Below are 17,522 nucleotides of genomic sequence, written 5' to 3'. Positions count from 1 at the left end.
GCTGTGCGGCCGATCACGGTGCTCGTAAGCTGCGTCACATGAGTCGGTTCGTGGAGACACTGGTGGCGTCCGCCCGTGAGAACTCCGGTGCGCAGGCGCGGGGGCTCACGACGGGCGAGCCCGAACAACCGTGGTTCCGGACGTGGGCTGAGGTGCACGCCGATGCGCTGCGGATGGCCGGGGCGCTGGGCGACGACCTCGCGCCCGGGCGGGTCGTCGCTATCCTCGCCGCAGATCCGGGGCTGATCGCGCCCGCCGTGCAGGCCGTGTGGCTGGGTGGCGGCAGCGTGACCATGCTGCACCAGCCCACGCCGCGCACGGACCTCACGCACTGGGCCGAGGACACCGTTCGGGTGCTCAAGATGATCGGTGCCCGGCTGGTGCTGCTGGGCGCTCCTTTCGAGCAGCTGGCCGGGGTGCTTGAGGAGAGCGCGATCGTCTACCGGGACCTGGCCAGCCTCACCGGCGGCGAACCGCTCGCCGAGCCGGTCGCGGTCGACGAGGACGCGACGGCCCTGCTGCAGCTAACAAGCGGCTCAACCGCCGAGCCCAAGGCAGTGCGGATCACGCACGGCAACCTCTACGCGAACCTGCGGGCGATGGTTGCTACCGCCGATCTCACTCCCGAGCGCGACATCGCGGTGTCCTGGCTGCCGCTGTTCCACGACATGGGGATGGTCGGTTGCCTGACGGTGCCGATGGCCATCGGGATGTCGGCGGTCAAGGTCACCCCGGCGGACTTCGTGGCCCGACCGCTGCTGTGGCCCGAGCTGATCAGCCGGTACCGCGCGACCGTGACCGCCGCGCCGAACTTCGCCTACTCCATCGTCGCCCGCCGGATGGCTCGCGCCGACGACGGCGACTTCGACCTCTCGAGCCTGCGGTTCACGCTCAACGGCGCCGAACCCATCGATCCGTCGGCGGCGCAGTCGTTCACCGAGGAGGGCGCCCGGTTCGGACTCCGCTCGAACTGTATGGTGTGCGCCTTCGGGATGGCCGAGGCCACGCTCGCGGTGTCCTTCGCCCCGCTGGGCCGGGGTTTGGAGGTCGACGTCGTCGACGCGGATGTGCTGGAGCAGCAGCACCGTGCGGAGCCGGTATCGGCGGATGCCGAGCGGGCGCGGCAGTTCGCGCTGCTGGGCCACCCGCTGCCGGGGCTGGAGGTCGACGTCGTCGACGACGCCGGGCAGCAGCTGGGGGAGCGGCAGGTGGGGCGGCTGCGGATCCGGGGAGCGGCGGTGACGCCGGGCTACCTCACCGTCGACGGGCCGCTGTCCACACAGGACGAAGACGGCTGGCTGGACACCGGGGACGACGGGTACCTGGTCGATGGGCAGGTGGTGATCTGCGGTCGCCGCAAGGACGTGATCATCATGGGCGGCCGCAACATCTACCCGGTGGACATCGAGCGGGCCGCATGCCAGGTCGAGGGGGTGCGCGCGGGCAACGCCGCCGCGGTCCGGCAGGACGCCGGGAGCCGCCGCGAACGCTTCGCGGTGGTGCTGGAGTCGCGCTTGGCGGGCGAGGAGAACGCGGAGAAGGCGCTGCGCAAGGAGGTCGCGGCCCGCATCGTCGACGCCGTGGGCGTCCGCCCGTCGGCGGTCGTGGTGCTGGCTCCGGGTTCGCTGCCGAAAACCCCGTCCGGGAAGCTCAAGCGAGCCGCGACCGCGTCCCTGGTTCCCAGCAACTGACCGCTGGCTAAGGGTTTGCTGTCCGGGTTTCAAGTTCAAGCAGCGGCTGGCGCATTTGCAGGCGCTAGACGCGATCGGCCGACCGAGGTTTGGCTGGAGGGTGTGCCACCGGGGAAGGTCGTGCGCTTCGCCGGTGAGGCGCGGATCGCCGACGTCGACGACATGCGCAAGACCGGCGACGCGAAGCGGGTGACGCTGCTGATCAGCCTGGTGCACCAGCAGCGGATCGAGGAGCGCGACGAGGTGGTGACCATGTTCTGCAAGAGCATGGCCGCCGGTGCACAAGCGGGCCAGGGAACGTCTGGCGGAGCTGCAGGAGGAGCACCTGCGCGGAAACCGAACGGCTGGTCGGAATGCTTGCCGACCCCGCTGCAACCAAGGGCCCAATGGCCACACACGACACGCTAGAGATGAACCTGTCCGGCATACTTGCCGACCCCGCCGACTACCCCATCAGCGGAAAGATCCACCGGGTGAAGCGGGCGCAGTGATCTGGGAGGGCAGGGGCGGCGATTTCGCGCGAAATCGCCGTTGTGGGTTTCAGTGGAACTGGTTCTGGGCGGCTTCGAGGCCCTTGGTGACCACAGCTTCCACCGCGTCCGCGCAGACGTCGATGAAGTAGGCGAGCTCCTTGCGCTCCGTCCCGGAGAAGTCCTTCAGGACGTAGTCGGCCGGGTCCATCCGGCCGGGCGGGCGGCCGATGCCGAAGCGGACCCGCACGTAGTCGCGGGTGCCCAGGGACTTGCTGATCGAGCGCAGCCCGTTGTGGCCGTTCTCGCCGCCGCCGCGCTTGAGCCGGATGGTGCCGAACGGCAGGTCGAGCTCGTCGTGGATCACGATCAGGGTTTCCGGCGGCGCCTTGTAGAAATTCACCGCGCCGGCCACCGGGCCGCCGGAGAGGTTCATGAACGAGCGCGGCTTGACCAGCACGGCACGCGCGCCAGCCAGCCGTCCCTCGACGGCCTCGGCGCCGGCCTTGTGCGCCTTGAACTTCCCGCCGATCCGGTCGGCGAGCTCGTCGGCGACGAGGAAACCGATGTTGTGCCGGTTTCCGGCGTAGCGCGGACCGGGGTTGCCGAGCCCGACGATCAGCGCAACCGAGTCCGGAGTGCTCACGGGAAGAAGTCTCCTGCTCTAGATGGCACGCAGCGCGCTGTCCCGCTCAGGTCGAGGGGGACAGCGCGCGGTGCGCCCGACGTCGGGGGCTCAGGCCTCTTCGGCCACGCCCTCGGCGGCCTCGGCGGGGGCCTCTTCGGCCATCGCCGAGGCGGCTTCGGTTACGTTGACGACCAAGGCCTCGGGGTCGGATTGCAGCGTCACGCCCGCGGGCAGCTGGATGTCGGAGGCGTGGAACTGGGTGCCGATCTCGGCACCGGCGATCGACAACTCCAGCTGCTCGGGGATGTGCAGCGCCTCGGTCTCGATCTCGACGTCGGTGATCTCCTGGCTGACCAGGCCGCCGGGGCCGGCCTCGCCGGAGAGCACCACCGGAACCGCGACGGTGACCTTCTCGCCGCGCTTGACCAGCAGCAGGTCGACGTGTTCGATGTAGTTCTTGATCGGGTGCGTGGTGATGGTCTTGGTTAGCGCGAGCTCGCTGTCGCCACCGGACACATCAAGCGTCAGCACTGCGTTGTTCCCGTTCTCGCGGATCGCGCGGGCGAACTCCACGGAGGGCAGGGACAGGTGCTTCGGGTCGGAACCATGACCGTAGAGCACCGCGGGGATCTTGCCGGTGCGGCGGGTGCGGCGGGCCGCCCCCTTGCCGAACTCCGTGCGCTGCTCGACGGCGATACGTACCTCGGACACGGTGGTGCACTCCTCATGACGTCGGGCGGAACGTGAATTGGTCGCTGGCCTGCGGCGGTGGGGCGCGCTACTGGCGTGACTACGACGCGGTGCCGAACGGGCACCCAGGGTATGAGCGACATCAGTGCGCCAACCGAATGGTCGGCGGCCACCGTGCCACCGCGCCGATCACGCCGGGCGAACGTCCCGACCTCGCCGAGGCAACCCGAACAGTCTAAACGGTGCTTGCACAGTCGTTTTCGCATGGGTGACCCCACCCGGTTCAGGTCCCTTCCGGGGTTCAGCGCAGGCGTCCGAGCTCGATGGTTACATACAGGAACTTAGTGCACCTTGAAAATCATCAGTAACTAATGGTTAGCGTCGGTGACCAGGGCAGAAGGAGGATGCGATGATACTGGTCCTGTTCGGCGCCACCGGCTAGTTCGTGCTCGGCGCGACTGCGGGTGCGGATGGGGCTGATCGTGGCGATGCCGGGGCGGCCGAGCCGGACGGCACGAAGCTGCTCGACGCGGTGCCAGCGCTGTTCGCCGCGGCCGAGCGGCACGGCCTGCGGATCGCAGTGGTCGGCGGTGCCGGCAGCCTGAGGGTCGCCGGTGGCGGCCCGAGGTTGATCGACACCCCGGAATTCCCGGACGAGTTCAAGCCGGAGGCGGGCGCGCACGCGGAGGTGCTCGCGGCGCTCCAGGAGGCGTCCGCCGGGGTGGACTGGTTCTACGTCAGCCCAGCGGCGAACTTCGGTGCCCACGCCCAGGGCGGGCGGACCGGGGCCTACCGTCTCGGCCGCGACGTGCTGGTGACCGATGCCCGGACGGCAACTCCTCGACCAGCGGCGAGGACTACGCGATCGCGTTCGTCGACGAGCTGGAGCGGCCCGCGCACCGGCGGCAGCGCTTCACGGTCGGCTGCTGAGCAGCCCGAGGCCGGTGATGCCACTCACAGAAGGCCGGTCCCGAAATATTTGAAGAATCAATAATGTTGAGTTGGGAGAGGCTCGCGCCGTGCGGTGCGAGCCCCCGATTACCCGACGGCTCCAGGAGTTAGTTCATGACCGCGATCGACCAGGCCGAGCAGTTGGTGCTCGGCGCGGACGCCCAGGATCTGCTGTTCCGCGACGCCCGCACAGCCAACAGCTTCAGCAACGAGCCCGTCACCGACGAGCAGGTCCAGGCAATCTATGACCTGGTCAAGTGGGCCCCGACGTCGATGAACCAGCAGCCGCTTCGGATCGTGCTGGTGCGAACCGAGGAGGGCCGGCAGCGGCTGCTGCCGCACCTGATGGAGGGCAACCGGGCCAAGACCGAGAAGGCCCCGCTGGTGGCGATCCTGGCCGCTGACACCGACTTCCACGAGAACCTGCCGCGGGTGTTCCCGCACGCGGAAGGCGTGAAGGACATGTTCGCGGCCAACGACGAGCTCCGCCTGAACCACGCGAAGCTCAACGCGAGCTTGCAGATCGCCTACTTCATCCTCGGCGTGCGCGCCGCTGGGCTGGCCGCGGGCCCGATGAGCGGGTTCGACGCGGCCGGGATCAACGCGGAGTTCTTCCCGGAGGGCAAGCAGCAGTCGCTGGTGGTCGTGAACATCGGCAAGCCGGGCGAGAACCCCTGGTTCGACCGACTGCCGCGCCTGGACTACGACGAGGTCGTCACAACCGTCTGAAATCAGCGGTCCGATTTCCATTGAAATCGCGGAACCGCGAAGCAGCGAGCGGCCCCGGTCCGAAGTGGACCAGGGCCGCTGGTGATTCGTGGCAGTTGGACCTCGTCGGTCAGGCGCGGCCGTCGAAGAGGCTGGTGACGGAGCCGTCCTCGAAGACCTGGTGGATGGCCTCCGCGACCAGCGGGGCGATCGACAGGACCGTGAGGTTCGGGAACCGGCGCTCCTCCGGGATCGGCAGCGTGTTGGTCAGCACGACCTCCTTCGCGCCGCAGGACGACAGCCGCTCCACCGCCGGGCCGGACAGCACGGCGTGGGTGGCGGCGATGATGACGTCCTTCGCACCGGCCGCCAGCAGTTGCTCGGTGGCCTTGGTGATGGTGCCGCCGGTGTCGATCATGTCGTCGACCAGCACGCACAGCCGACCTTCGACGTCACCGACGACGCGGTTGGCGACCACCTGGTTGGGCTTGCTGGGGTCGCGGGTCTTGTGGATGAACGCCAGCGGCGTGCCGCCGAGGTCGTCGGCCCACTTCTCCGCCACCCGGACCCGGCCGGAGTCGGGGGAGACCACGGTGATCTGCTCGCCCGCGTAGGTGTCGCGGATGTAGCTGGCCAGCAGTTTCTGGGCCATCAGGTGGTCCACCGGGCCGTCGAAGAAGCCCTGGATCTGGTCGGTGTGCAGGTCCACCGCCATGATCCGGTCCGCGCCGGCGGTCTTGAACAGGTCGGCCATCAGCCGCGCCGAGATCGGCTCGCGACCCTTGTGCTTCTTGTCCTGGCGCGCGTAGCCGTAGAACGGCATGACCACGGTGATGCGCTTGGCGCTGGCGCGCTTGAGCGCGTCCACCATGATCAGCTGTTCCATGATGGCGTCGTTGAGCGGGTTGCAGTGCGACTGGATGACGAAGGCGTCGCAGCCGCGCACCGACTCGTCGTAGCGCACGAAGATCTCGCCGTTGGCGAACTTGTAGGCAGCCTGGGGCGTGACCGTTACGTCGAGCTGCTTGGCCACCTCCTCGGCAAGTTCCGGGTGACTGCTACCGGAGAAGAGCTTGAGGCTCTTCTTCGGGGTCGCAGACATGGCACTCACGGTCATCGTCCCTCCCCGTAAGACGTCCGTCACTGGGCGTCGTTCGTCGGATTGGTGGTTGGTACTTTCGACAAAGCCTGTTGCGCGGCCTGGTCTGCGGCGGTGCCGGGGCGGCGTCTGGCGACCCAGCCTTCGATGTTGCGTTGCTGCCCGCGGGCGACCGCCATCGCGCCTGGCGGGACATCCTGGATGATCACGGAACCGGCGGCGGTGTAGGCGCCGTCACCGACCTCGACTGGGGCGACGAACATGTTGTCCGCGCCGGTCCTGGCGTGTGATCCGATCACGGTGTGGTGCTTGGCCACCCCGTCGTAGTTGACGAAGACGGTGGCGGCGCCGATGTTGCTCTGCTCGCCGATCGTCGCGTCGCCCACGTAGCTCAGGTGCGGCACCTTGCTGCCGTCGCCGATCGCGGCGTTCTTGGTCTCGACGAAGGTGCCGATCTTGCCCTTCGTGCCGAGCCGCGTGCCGGGGCGCAGGAAGGCGAACGGCCCGACATTGGCGTCCGGCCCGATCTCGGCGCCCTCGCCGTGGGTGCGCACCACGGAGGCGCCGGGGTGGATCACGCAACCGGTGAGCGTGGTGTCGGGGCCGACGATCGCGCCCTCGCCGACGGTGGTGCCGCCGCGCAGCTGCACGCCCGGCTCCAGCAGGACGTCGCGCTCCAGCACCACGTCGCAGTCCAGCCACACCGAGTTCGGGTCGGTGATCGTGACGCCCGCGCGCATCCAGCGCAGCAGCAGCCTGCGGTTGAGCTCGGCGCCGAGGCGGGCCAGCTGCACCCGGTCGTTGATGCCTTCCACCAGCCACGGGTCGGCGCAGACCAGGGCGCCGACCGGGCGGCCGTCGTCGCGCGCGATCGACAGGACGTCGGTCAGGTAGAGCTCGCCCTGGGCGTTGTCGGTGGACAGCCGCTTGAGCGCGTTGGTGAGGACTTCCGCGTCGAAGGCGTAGACCCCGGAGTTGATCTCGGTGATCGCCGCCTGCTCGGGTGTGGCGTCCTTCTGCTCGACGATGCCGGTCACCCGGCCGTCGGCGTCGCGCAGCATCCGGCCGTAACCGGTCGGCTCGTCGACCACCGCGGTCAGCACGGTGACGGCGTTGCCGGAGTCGTGGTGCTCGGCGAGCAGGCCGCGCAGTGTGTCGCTGTCGAGCAGCGGCACGTCACCGTAGCTGACCAGCACCGTGCCGGTGAGGCCGTCGGGCAGTTCGGAGAGTCCGCACGAGACAGCGTGCCCGGTGCCGAGCTGCTGTTCCTGCACCGCTGTGCCGATCGGGCGGTCGAGGGCGCCCGCCAGGCCTTTCAGGTGCTCGGTAACGGCGTCGCGGCCGTGCCCCAGCACGACCACCAGCGCATCGGGGTCGACACCGGCCGCAGCGCGCACGGCGTGTTCGACCAGGGGCCTGCCCGCGAGCCGGTGCAGCACCTTCGGCGTCACCGATCGCATCCTGGTGCCCTCGCCGGCGGCGAGCACGATCGTGCTGACGGATTCCGAAGACGCATCGCTGCGGGAGGAGGGCTGGGCGGTGTCGCCCTGGAGCATCAGCGCTCTCCCTTGATCTCTAGAAGCGGCTCGGCGGCGTCGATCAGCCGTCGCGCCGACAGTGCCTGTTGCGTCCAAGCGGGTGAAGGGTATCCGGCCCGCCGCCCCCTCGGCTCCGGTGCCCCTGCGCGCCTGTCCGGCGGATGTGATGGTACCGCCGACCGGCGGTATTCCGTGTGCGGAGTCAGCCCCCTAGCTGCGGCTTTGTGATCTTCCCTGCATTTTCGGAGCCCCTGCGGCGCTGCCCGCTGTGGCCGATCACACGCCTGGTGAACCACGGGATCTGACAAGGGCGGAGGGCCCTCCGGTCGACGATGCCGGGCAGAGGGACCCTTCATCGCCACTCGAAAGCGTCAGCGGGCGTCCGGGGGGATCCACACCGAGTGATCTTCGACGGGTGTGTCTGGCGCGTCGTTGGTCACGCCGGAGAACGCCCAGACGCGGTTGCCGCCGTCGCGCTTCGCCTGGTACATCGCGGCATCCGCGCGCGCCAGCACCTGCGAGGCCGATTCCTGCGGGCGCATCGCGACGACGCCGATCGACAGGGTCACGCCACGCGAGAGCTCGCCGGGCAGCCGGTCGACCGCCTCGGCGGTGCGCTGCAGCGCAGCCTCCGCGGCACTGAGGGTCGCGCCAGGTAGCAGCACGACGAACTCGTCACCGCCGTAGCGGGCCACGAAGTCATCGGTGCGCAGGGTGTCGCGCAGGGTCATCGCGACGGTGCGCAGCACGTCGTCGCCCTCCGCGTGTGAGCAGCGGTCGTTGACGCCCTTGAACCCGTCGAGGTCGACCAGCGCCACGGCCAGCGGCTGCGCATCGGGCGCGTTGAGCAGCGTCTCCAGTCGGTCGTCCAGCGCGCGGCGGTTCGACAGGCCGGTGAGCGGGTCCTGCAGGGCCTGCCGGGTGATCGCGTCGTGCTTGTGGATCAGCCGCGAGTTCTCCAACCTGGTGACCAAAGTGGACAGTCGGGTCTGGCGCATCGCCCACAGCTCGGTTTCCAGCTCCAGCGCGTAGTCCCGCAGCGCGTCGTGAGTGCCTCCGGTGCCGACTTCGATCAGCTGCGCGTACTCGCGGGCCAGCGAGATGCGCAGTGTCGGCTCTGACGTGTCGCTGGCCGTGTCCGCGCGGGTGTCCGACAGCACGCGCACCGCTTCTTCGCTGAGGTCCGCGCGGGTCAGGCAACGGGACAGCGCGATCGCGACGATGATCTTCTCCCGCGGGTGGATCGCCCGGTCCAGGGCGCGCAGCACCTCGAGTCGCTCGATGTGCTCCACGTGCGGCTGCGCCAGCGCGTGGGCCGCACCGAGCACCGGCACCTGCTCGGCGGCGGGGCGGTCGGACACGCGGGGGAACAGTGACTCGCGCCACGGGCCCTCCACCGCGACCGCGATCGCCGACGCGGTGGTGAACCGGGCGGTCGCCTCCTCATGTTGACCTATGCGCTCCAGCCGCAGCCCCCAGCCCAGCAGCATCCGGCACCGGTTGATCATGTGCACCGCGATCTCGTGCGGACCGCCGCTCTCCCGGATCCGCTGGTGGGCCCGGGTCATCACCTCGTCGGCCGTCTCGTAGACGCCGAGCTGGGTGAGCACCAGGCCGATGTCGATCAGGGAGGTGGCCAGCAAGCGCTCCCACGACCGGCGGCCCAACGTGCGGTCCGGGACCAGCTCGTCGTCGAGCATGGCCAGGCCGTGCGCGACCTCGGTGAGCGCGTTGTCCTCGCTGCCGCCGAGCAGCGCCCGCCGACTGCGCAGCGCGTGCGCATCGGCCAACAGGACGTCCAGTCCGTGCCGCCGGGTGTGCGTGAGGAGCTCGTCGAGCAGTGGGTCGGCGCTATCGACGAGGCCGGGCGTCACCAGCCGCATCGAGGCGCAGTGCCGCAGGAGTTGGCCGACGATGCGCGGTTCGCCGCGCCGCTGGGCCTCAGCGAGGAGGTTGTCGGCTTCGCGGATGGTGCTGCGCTGACTGGTGGTGTCGCTGTGCTGGCCGACTGCGTTGAGTTCGCGTGCGCGTCCTACCAGCCACGCGTCGGACACCTCGCTCAGCGTGGCCACCGGGTCATCGCGCACGGCGGTCGTGTCGTCGCGCAGCGGCGCACACCCCCTGTTCACCATTCCACCCCGGCCGCCCGCGCGGCGCGCTGCGCGATGTTGCCGGCCGCGCGCCGCATCGGACCTGGGAGGACCGCTCGCTCCGCCGCCAGGATTCGAACCTGGACCATCGGAACCAAAATCCGAGGTGCTGCCTTTACACCACGGCGGATCGGGTGCTGTTGGCCCGCAGTGCCGGCATGTGACTCCTGGCACCGCTGCCCGAGCTTACCGGCCCGGGGTGACAGGCGGTGGTACCCGGCAGACATCGTGGCATGCCCCGACTGACGGGTCGGCGTCGGGCTGGTTGGTTCGCGGGTTTCGCCGAGGGCTGGCACGTGTATGTGACGCACCGAGCTGTTGCCCGGTTGCTTTCAAGATCACCGCTGTTCGGGTGAACAAGGGCGATTCGGACACGCCCGGGCAGGTGCGACACGCCGCAATTTTGGCGCCGGGGGTGACGATTCGGCATCAAATAACTTACGCTTGCGTAGGTTACGGTTCCGTAGGGTGGAGGTGTTGCGGGGTCGTGAACCCAGCGCTGACCGCAGTTTTCCCACCTCCCCAACGCCATTCGAGGTATTGAGTATGACCGCAGCAACCGAGCGCGTTGCCTCTTCGGAGGCCCGCGCGGAGTCCGGGCCGAAGCCGCTGACCGCGGGCACCCGACCCTGGGTGGCGCAGCTGGCGGTGTACGTGTTCGTCCTGGTGCCGTTCCTCGCACTCGTGCTGGCGGTGCCGGCGGCCTGGGGTTGGGGCCTCGGCTGGGTCGACATCGGCTTGGCGCTGGTCTTCTACGTCGCGTCGGGACTCGGTGTGACGGTCGGTTTCCACCGGTACTTCACGCACGGCTCGTTCAAGGCCAAGCACGGCGTCAAGATCGCGCTGGCGATCTTCGGCATGATGGCCGTGCAGGGCCCGGCGATCACCTGGGTCGCCGACCACCGCCGGCACCACGCCTTCTCCGACCGCGAGGGCGACCCGCACTCGCCGTGGCGTTTCGGCAGCTCGCCCGCCGCGCTGGCGAAGGGCTTCTGGCATGCGCACATGGGTTGGCTGTTCGAGCGCGACCTGACCAACGAAGACCGCTTCGCGCCGGACCTGCACAACGACGAAGCACTGGTGAAGGTCAACCGGCTGTTCCCGCTGTGGACGGCCCTGAGCCTCGTGCTGCCCGGCGTGCTGGGCGGGCTGTTCACCTGGTCGCTGTGGGGCGCTTTCACCGCGTTCTTCTGGGCCGGTCTGGTCCGGGTGTCCGTCCTGCACCACGTGACCTGGTCGGTGAACTCGATCTGTCACATGATCGGCGAGCGGCCGTTTAAGAGCCGGGACAAGGCGGCGAACTTCTGGCCGCTGGCGATCCTGTCTTTCGGCGAATCGTGGCACAACCTGCACCACGCCGACCCGACCTGCGCCCGGCACGGCGTGCTGCGCGGGCAGATCGACATCTCGGCGCGAGTGATCTGGATCTTCGAGAAGCTCGGCTGGGCCTGGAATGTCCGCTGGTCCAACGAGAAGCGGCTGGCCCGGATCTCGGCCACCGAATACAAGGGCTGATCGCCCAGCTCCAGGAGTGCCCGCGCGGCGGTGGTCGCGTGGGCACTTTTCATCGGGCTTGCACATCGGTGTCGGCCCCGCACCTTAGGGGTTGTGCGAGTGGTATCACGGCGACGCGGGCGGACTGTGCCCGAACCGGAGGCGCGACCGAAGGGACGCACCGCACGGGTCAGGATGACGGGCAAGGAACGTCGGCAGCAGTTGCTGGACGTGGCCCGGGCGTTGTTCGCGGAGAAGGGTTTCGACGGTACGTCGATCGAGGAGATCGCGCACCGCGCCGGGGTGTCCAAGCCGGTCGTCTACGAGCACTTCGGCGGCAAGGAAGGCGTTTACGCGGTGGTGGTCGACCGCGAGATGCGCAACCTGCTGGACCTGGTCGTCTCGGCCCTGTCCGCGGGACATCCGCGGGAACTGCTGGAGCAAGCGGCGCGGGCGCTGCTGGACTACATCGACAACAACACCGACGGTTTCCGGGTGCTGGTGCGGGATTCGCCGGTGGCCAGCAACAGCGGCACGTTCTCCAGCCTGCTCAACGACATCGCGAGCCAGGTCGAGCACATCCTCGGTCTTCAGTTCAGCGCGCGGGGCTACGACTCGAAGCTCGCCCCGCTGTACAGCCAGGCGCTGGTGGGCATGGTGGCGCTTACCGGCCAGTGGTGGCTTGAGGCGCGCAAGCCGAAGAAGGAGGAGGTCGCCGCGCACCTGGTGAACCTCGCCTGGAACGGGCTGTCCCACCTGGAGCACAAACCCCGCCTCTCGACGAAGTGACCCGCACCGAGCCCCACCGACCCCGCCCAGACGCCCGGGTGCGCCCGTTCCGCCGCAATTTCAATGGAGATCGACGGTCCCGATTTCAATGGAACTCGCGGTTCAGGATGCCGTGATGCGGAGGACCTTGTCGTCGGTGCCGTTGGACGTGGTGATGTAAAGCGCCCCGTCGGGGCCTTGGCGGGCGGCTCGGAGCCGGCCGTGGGTGTCGTCGAGTTCGGACGGGATCTCGACCTGGTTGACCGAGCCGTCCGGCTGGACCCCGAACAGCAGCAGCTTGCTGCCCTTGAGCGCCGTGACCGCCAGCATCCCGTCGAAGCGCTTCCACTGCGGACCGGTCAGGAACGTCGCGGCGCAAACGGCTTCCGTTCGGTCTCCCGACGACCAGACCGCTTTGACGGCGTCCGGGAAGCGGCGCAGGTCGGTCATCGGCACCGACTCGTCGTAAGAGGATTCGGTGCCGCCGCGCGAGGGGTCCCAGCCGTAGTTCCCGCCCGGCCGCAGCAGGTTGATCTCGTCGTCGACGTCCGGCCCGTGCTCCGCTACGAACACCTGACCGCCGGGCCGCGGCGCGATGCCCTGCGGGTTGCGGTGGCCGTAGGTGTAGAGCAACCGCTCGCTCGGGTTCGGTGAGGCGATGAACGGGTTGTCGGGCAGGGGAGCGCCGGTGTCGATGTTCACCCGCAGCACCTTGCCGCCGAGCGAGCCGCGGTCCTGCGCGATCGCGGGCCGCGCCGTGTCCCCGGTGCTCACCAGCAGCGCGCCGTCTTCGGCCAGCGCCAGCCGACAGCCGGAGTGCCGTCCGCTGCTGTTCACCGGCAGCCCGACGAGCAGATTGCCGACCCGGTCCGCGCGCGAGCCGTCCTCGGACAGCCGCCAGGTGATCAGCCGGACGTCCACCGGCGTGCCGTTGCGCTGGTGCGTTTGGCAGGTGATGAACCGCCGGTTTACGGCGAACGACGGGTGCACCAGCAGACCCATCAGCCCGGCCTCACCTTCCGCGAGCATGTCGCCGAAGTCCGCCTGCACCGGCCGCACCAGCGCGCCCGGCCGATGATCGGCGAGCAGCGCGAACCTGCCGGGGCGCTGGCTGACCAGCGCGGTGCCGTCCGGCAGGAACCCGATGTCCCAGGGATGTTCCAGCCCGGCCGCGACGATCTCGACGCGCAGCGCCGACGGTGCCGGGGCCGCCGTGCTCGCCGGCGCGGGCCGATCGGTGCTGTCCGCGCTGCTGCACCCGATCAAGCTGCTGATCAAGGGCAGCAGCAAGGCGAACGCGGCGAACCGGCGCAGCAGCATGCGCACAGTGTGACATCGGACATGCGGTGACTTCGGGCCATCGCGTTCGTGTCGCACCCGGGTCGTAGTCTGGGACCCGATGCCCCTCCCGGTGTTGGCGTTGGTCCCGGGCAGGGGTGTGCCCGCATTCGCCATGTCTCGCTGCGAGGTAGCTCCATGAGCCAGGCCGGTCCCCTGCGCGGACTGCTCGAAATCGTGCTGCGCGATCCAGCCATCCGGCAGGTCGTGGCGGCGGCCGGGCGGCCGCGCCTGGTGTTGGAAGGCCCCCCGGCGGCCCGGTCGCTGACCGCGGGGGCGCTGGCCGCCGAGGACGGGGCCGGACGCCCGGTGCTGCTGGTTACCGCCACCGGCCGGGAAGCGGAGGAGGCCGCGGCGGCGCTGTCGGACCTGCTGGGTCCGGCCGGCATCGAGGTGTTCCCGTCCTGGGAAACCCTGCCGCACGAACGGCTTTCGCCCCGCGCCGACACTGTTGGCCGGCGGCTGTCGGTGCTGCGCCGCCTCGCGCACCCCGAGGAGTACGCGCACGGCGCCATCCAGGTGCTGGTGACGACGGTGCGCAGCCTGATCCAGCCGATCGCGCCCGGGTTGGGCGAGCTGGCCCCGGTGCGGCTCGCGGTCGGCACCGAACGCGACTTCCAGGAACTGGTCGAGCGGCTCGCGGAGTTGGCCTACGACCGCGTCGACATGGTCGAGAAGCGCGGCGAGTTCGCGGTGCGCGGCGGCATCGTCGATGTGTTCCCGCCGACCGAGGAGCACCCGCTGCGGGTGGAGTTCTGGGGCGACGAGGTCACCGAGATCCGCCCGTTCGCCGTCGCCGACCAGCGCTCGCTGCAGGACGCGCCGAGCACCGAGCTGTTCGCCCCGGCCTGCCGGGAGCTGCTGATCACCGAGCAGGTCGCCGAGCGCGCCGCGAAGCTCGCCGAGCAGCACCAGACCGACACCCACCTCGCAGAGATGCTGGAGAAGATCGCCTCGGGCGCGCCGGTCGAAGGCATGGAGGCGCTGATCCCGGCGCTGTGCGAAGGAGAGATGCGGCTGCTGACCGATCTTGCCCCGGCGGGCACGCACGTGCTGCTCGCCGACCCGGAGAAGATCCACGCGCGGGCCGCCGACCTGGTGCGCACCGGGCAGGAGTTCCTGGAGGCCTCCTGGATGGTCGCCGCCGACGGCGGCAAAGCACCCATCGACCTGGGCGCGTCGGCCTATCGCAGCCTGGCCGAGGTCGCCGAGCACACCGTCTCGATCGGCCTGCCGTGGTGGCCGCTGACGCAGCTGACCAGTGAGGAAAGCGAGGACGACGACGAGGTCATCCGGCTCGTCCTCAAGCCGGTGGACACCTACCACGGCGAGATCGAGCGCGCCTTCGCCGACCTGCGCGCGCACACCGCCGCGGGCGGCGCGGCGGTGCTGGTGGTGGCCGGTGCGGGCACCGCGCAGCGCGCCGTGCAGCAGCTGCGCGAAGCGGAGTTGCCCGCGCGGTTGGCCGAGGACGGGCTGGCGGCGGAGCCGGAATCCGGCGTGGTGACGGTGGTCCGCGGCGGCCTGGAGGACGGCTTCGCCGCGCCTGAGGTCGCACTGGTGGTGCTCACCGAGGCCGACCTGACCGGCGGCCGGGGCGGAACCTCCACAAAGGACATGCGCCGGATGCCGTCGCGGCGGCGCAACGCCGTCGACCCGCTGGCGCTGGGGACCGGCGACTTCGTGGTGCACGAGCAGCACGGCATCGGCCGGTACGTCGAGATGGTGCAGCGCACCGTAGGCGGCGCGACCCGCGAGTACCTGGTGCTGGAGTACGCGGCGAGCAAGCGCGGCCAGCCCGGCGACCGGCTGTTCGTGCCGACCGACCAGCTCGACGAGGTCACCCGCTACGTCGGCGGCGAGGCGCCGACGTTGAACAAGCTCGGCGGCTCGGACTGGAAGAACACCAAGGCCAAGGCCCGCAAGGCGGTCAAGGAGATCGCCGCTGAGCTGGTGCAGCTGTACGCGGCCCGGCAGTCCTCGCCCGGGCACGCCTTCGGCGCGGACACCCCGTGGCAGAGGGAGCTGGAGGACGCCTTCCCCTACACCGAGACCGGCGACCAGCTGGCCGCCATCGACGAGGTGAAAGCCGACATGCAGCGCCCGGTGCCGATGGACCGGGTGATCTGCGGCGACGTCGGCTACGGCAAGACCGAGATCGCGGTGCGCGCGGCGTTCAAGGCGGCGCAGGACGGCAAGCAGGTCGCCGTGCTGGTGCCGACCACGCTGCTCGCCCAGCAGCACTTGAACACCTTCACCGACCGGATGCGGTCGTTCCCGGTGACCGTGAAGGGGCTGTCCCGGTTCACCGACCAGATGGAGTCCGAGGAGACCATCCGGGGCCTGGCCGACGGCTCGGTCGACATCGTGATCGGCACGCACCGGCTGTTGCAGACCGGGATCCGGTACAAGGACCTGGGCCTGGTGGTCGTCGATGAGGAGCAGCGCTTCGGCGTCGAGCACAAGGAGCACATCAAGGCCCTGCGCACGCACGTGGACGTGCTGACGATGTCCGCGACGCCCATCCCGCGGACGCTGGAGATGAGCATGGCCGGCATCCGGGAGATGTCGACGATCCTCACCCCGCCGGAGGAGCGGCACCCCATCCTGACCTACGTCGGCGCGTACGACCAGAAGCAGGTCGCCGCCGCGATCCGGCGCGAGCTGCTACGCGACGGTCAGGCGTTCTTCGTGCACAACCGGGTGCACGACATCGAGAAGGTCGCACGCCAGCTGCGGGAACTGGTGCCGGAGGCGCGGATCGTCACCGCGCACGGGCAGATGAATGAGGACCGGCTGGAGAAGATCATCCAGGGCTTCTGGGAGCGGGAGCACGACGTGCTGGTGTGCACCACGATCGTCGAGACCGGGTTGGACATCTCCAACGCCAACACGCTGATCGTGGATCGCTGCGATCTGCTCGGCCTCGCCCAGCTGCACCAGCTGCGCGGTCGCGTCGGGCGGGCCCGCGAGCGCGGCTACGCCTATTTCCTCTACCCGCCGGAGAAGCCGCTGACCGACACGGCGCACGACCGGCTGGCGACCATCGCGCAGAACTCCGAGCTCGGCGCGGGCATGGCGGTCGCGATGAAGGACCTGGAGATCCGCGGCGCGGGCAACATTCTCGGCGCCGAGCAGTCTGGGCATATCGCGGGCGTCGGCTTCGACCTGTACGTGCGGTTGGTCGGCGAGGCGGTGGACGCGTTCCGGCGGCACGCGGGCGCGGAGCCGGGGGAGACCGAGGAGGAGCTCACCGAGGTCCGGGTCGACCTGCCCATCGACGCGCACATCCCGCACGACTACGTGCCGGGGGAGCGGCTGCGGCTGGAGGCATACCGCAAACTCGCGGCGGCCGTCGACGTCGAGGCGCTGGACGCGGTGCGCGCCGAGCTCGTCGACCGCTACGGGCCGTTGCCGGAGCCGGTGGAGCGGCTGCTGAAGGTGGCCCGCTTCCGGCAGGCCTGCCGGGAGCACGGGGTCAGCGAGGTGACGTTGCAGGGCGCTTCGCTGCGGGCGGCGCCGCTGGAGCTGCCGGACTCGAAGCAGGTCCGGCTCAAGCGGCTGTACCCGAAGGCGGTGTACAAGCCCGCGGTCCGCACGGTGTCGGTGCCGCGCCCGACGGAAGGCGCGGCAGGAGGCCGGATGGGCGCTCCGCCGCTGCGCGACGAGGCGCTGCTGGACTGGTGCTCCAAGTTCCTGGAGGACCTCACCACCGCTCCCGCCCCGGTCGTGTGAACCCGAATGCTTGTTTCCAGACGCGTTTTGCTTCGTGGTGCGGGTGGTGGACCTCAGACGCCGCCTGGTCTGCGGGATCCCCGATTTGTGTATGACCAATACACGGCTTCGGTGCTGTCTTGGCCAGGCGACGTCTATAGAACCCGCGGCGGTGCGAGCTGAGAGGGTGGGCTAAGCGGCTGCGCCGCTTCAAAGGCAAAGAGCACCACCGGTGAGGCCAGCCGGGAGGTCGTGCTTCTGAGTTGCCGAGATACCGCCCCGG

At 69.7% G+C, this 17,522-nt stretch carries 13 protein-coding genes and 1 tRNA gene; 7 read left to right on the top strand and 7 right to left on the bottom strand.

Annotated elements, in window-relative coordinates:
- Nucleotides 1–38: 38 nt before the first annotated feature.
- Both ACWDKQ_RS03120 and ACWDKQ_RS03115 read left to right on the top strand, forming a co-directional pair.
- Nucleotides 39–1,691, top strand: coding sequence for a fatty acyl-AMP ligase (locus ACWDKQ_RS03120; RefSeq protein ID WP_450137104.1), 1,653 nt, complete (start codon nt 39–41; stop codon nt 1,689–1,691).
- A gap of 102 nt (nt 1,692–1,793) precedes the next feature.
- The gene (locus ACWDKQ_RS03115) at nt 1,794–2,099 is read left to right on the top strand and encodes a hypothetical protein (RefSeq protein WP_450137103.1); all 306 of its coding nucleotides are present in this window, start codon (nt 1,794–1,796) and stop codon (nt 2,097–2,099) included.
- 132 nt (nt 2,100–2,231) lie between these two features.
- Here the strand turns inward: ACWDKQ_RS03115 and pth are convergent, their stop codons facing one another.
- Both pth and ACWDKQ_RS03105 read right to left on the bottom strand, forming a co-directional pair.
- The gene (pth, locus tag ACWDKQ_RS03110; protein WP_450137102.1) at nt 2,232–2,807 is read right to left on the bottom strand and encodes an aminoacyl-tRNA hydrolase; all 576 of its coding nucleotides are present in this window, start codon (nt 2,805–2,807) and stop codon (nt 2,232–2,234) included.
- A gap of 90 nt (nt 2,808–2,897) precedes the next feature.
- Entirely contained in the window at nt 2,898–3,500 is a 603-nt protein-coding gene (locus ACWDKQ_RS03105; protein ID WP_450137101.1) for a 50S ribosomal protein L25/general stress protein Ctc, read from the bottom strand.
- A gap of 424 nt (nt 3,501–3,924) precedes the next feature.
- Between ACWDKQ_RS03105 and ACWDKQ_RS03100 the strand changes: the two genes are divergently transcribed.
- Complete coding sequence (locus tag ACWDKQ_RS03100) at nt 3,925–4,473, top strand: NAD(P)-dependent oxidoreductase (RefSeq protein ID WP_450137100.1); 549 nt, start codon at nt 3,925–3,927, stop codon at nt 4,471–4,473.
- 71 nt (nt 4,474–4,544) lie between these two features.
- Nucleotides 4,545–5,159, top strand: coding sequence for a malonic semialdehyde reductase (locus tag ACWDKQ_RS03095; RefSeq protein ID WP_450137099.1), 615 nt, complete (start codon nt 4,545–4,547; stop codon nt 5,157–5,159).
- 109 nt (nt 5,160–5,268) lie between these two features.
- Here the strand turns inward: ACWDKQ_RS03095 and ACWDKQ_RS03090 are convergent, their stop codons facing one another.
- The 4 genes from ACWDKQ_RS03090 to ACWDKQ_RS03075 form a co-directional block, all read right to left on the bottom strand.
- Entirely contained in the window at nt 5,269–6,240 is a 972-nt protein-coding gene (locus ACWDKQ_RS03090; RefSeq protein WP_450137135.1) for a ribose-phosphate diphosphokinase, read from the bottom strand.
- 38 nt (nt 6,241–6,278) lie between these two features.
- Nucleotides 6,279–7,793 carry a bifunctional UDP-N-acetylglucosamine diphosphorylase/glucosamine-1-phosphate N-acetyltransferase GlmU gene (gene glmU, locus ACWDKQ_RS03085; protein WP_450137098.1) on the bottom strand — a complete coding sequence of 505 codons (1,515 nt, stop codon included), beginning with the start codon at nt 7,791–7,793 and terminating at the stop codon, nt 6,279–6,281.
- Between the two features lie 353 nt (nt 7,794–8,146).
- Entirely contained in the window at nt 8,147–9,904 is a 1,758-nt protein-coding gene (locus tag ACWDKQ_RS03080) for a tetratricopeptide repeat-containing diguanylate cyclase (protein ID WP_450137097.1), read from the bottom strand.
- 80 nt (nt 9,905–9,984) lie between these two features.
- Nucleotides 9,985–10,055, bottom strand: a tRNA-Gln gene (locus tag ACWDKQ_RS03075).
- A 416-nt stretch (nt 10,056–10,471) separates the two neighbouring features.
- Between ACWDKQ_RS03075 and ACWDKQ_RS03070 the strand changes: the two genes are divergently transcribed.
- Both ACWDKQ_RS03070 and ACWDKQ_RS03065 read left to right on the top strand, forming a co-directional pair.
- Nucleotides 10,472–11,440 (top strand): acyl-CoA desaturase, encoded by a 969-nt coding sequence (locus tag ACWDKQ_RS03070; RefSeq protein ID WP_450137096.1) that lies wholly within the window; start codon nt 10,472–10,474, stop codon nt 11,438–11,440.
- 174 nt (nt 11,441–11,614) lie between these two features.
- Entirely contained in the window at nt 11,615–12,208 is a 594-nt protein-coding gene (locus ACWDKQ_RS03065; protein ID WP_190818741.1) for a TetR/AcrR family transcriptional regulator, read from the top strand.
- A gap of 102 nt (nt 12,209–12,310) precedes the next feature.
- Here ACWDKQ_RS03065 and ACWDKQ_RS03060 read toward each other — a convergent pair whose 3' ends face one another.
- Nucleotides 12,311–13,507 carry a PQQ-dependent sugar dehydrogenase gene (locus ACWDKQ_RS03060; protein ID WP_450137134.1) on the bottom strand — a complete coding sequence of 399 codons (1,197 nt, stop codon included), beginning with the start codon at nt 13,505–13,507 and terminating at the stop codon, nt 12,311–12,313.
- A gap of 156 nt (nt 13,508–13,663) precedes the next feature.
- On the opposite strand from ACWDKQ_RS03060, the gene mfd reads away from it, so the two are divergent.
- A complete protein-coding gene (gene mfd / locus ACWDKQ_RS03055; protein ID WP_450137095.1) occupies nt 13,664–17,260 on the top strand; it encodes a transcription-repair coupling factor in 3,597 nt (1,198 codons plus the stop codon).
- The last annotated feature ends 262 nt before the right edge of the window (nt 17,261–17,522 follow it).

The sequence above is a fragment of the Saccharopolyspora sp. NPDC000995 genome (genome assembly GCF_053599315.1).
Note: the sequence above shows the minus strand (reverse complement) of the source record. Positions and strands in the feature narration are given on the sequence as shown.

What these genes read in the sequence shown, in the direction of transcription:
- ACWDKQ_RS03120 (WP_450137104.1), top strand. Translation starts at nt 39, where the DNA reads ATGAGTCGGTTCGTGGAGACACTGGTGGCGTCCGCCCGTGAGAACTCC.
- ACWDKQ_RS03095 (WP_450137099.1), top strand. Translation starts at nt 4,545, where the DNA reads ATGACCGCGATCGACCAGGCCGAGCAGTTGGTGCTCGGCGCGGACGCC.
- ACWDKQ_RS03090 (WP_450137135.1), bottom strand. Translation starts at nt 6,240, where the DNA reads ATGTCTGCGACCCCGAAGAAGAGCCTCAAGCTCTTCTCCGGTAGCAGT.
- glmU (WP_450137098.1), bottom strand. Translation starts at nt 7,793, where the DNA reads ATGCTCCAGGGCGACACCGCCCAGCCCTCCTCCCGCAGCGATGCGTCT.
- ACWDKQ_RS03070 (WP_450137096.1), top strand. Translation starts at nt 10,472, where the DNA reads ATGACCGCAGCAACCGAGCGCGTTGCCTCTTCGGAGGCCCGCGCGGAG.
- ACWDKQ_RS03065 (WP_190818741.1), top strand. Translation starts at nt 11,615, where the DNA reads ATGACGGGCAAGGAACGTCGGCAGCAGTTGCTGGACGTGGCCCGGGCG.
- ACWDKQ_RS03060 (WP_450137134.1), bottom strand. Translation starts at nt 13,507, where the DNA reads ATGCTGCTGCGCCGGTTCGCCGCGTTCGCCTTGCTGCTGCCCTTGATC.
- mfd (WP_450137095.1), top strand. Translation starts at nt 13,664, where the DNA reads ATGAGCCAGGCCGGTCCCCTGCGCGGACTGCTCGAAATCGTGCTGCGC.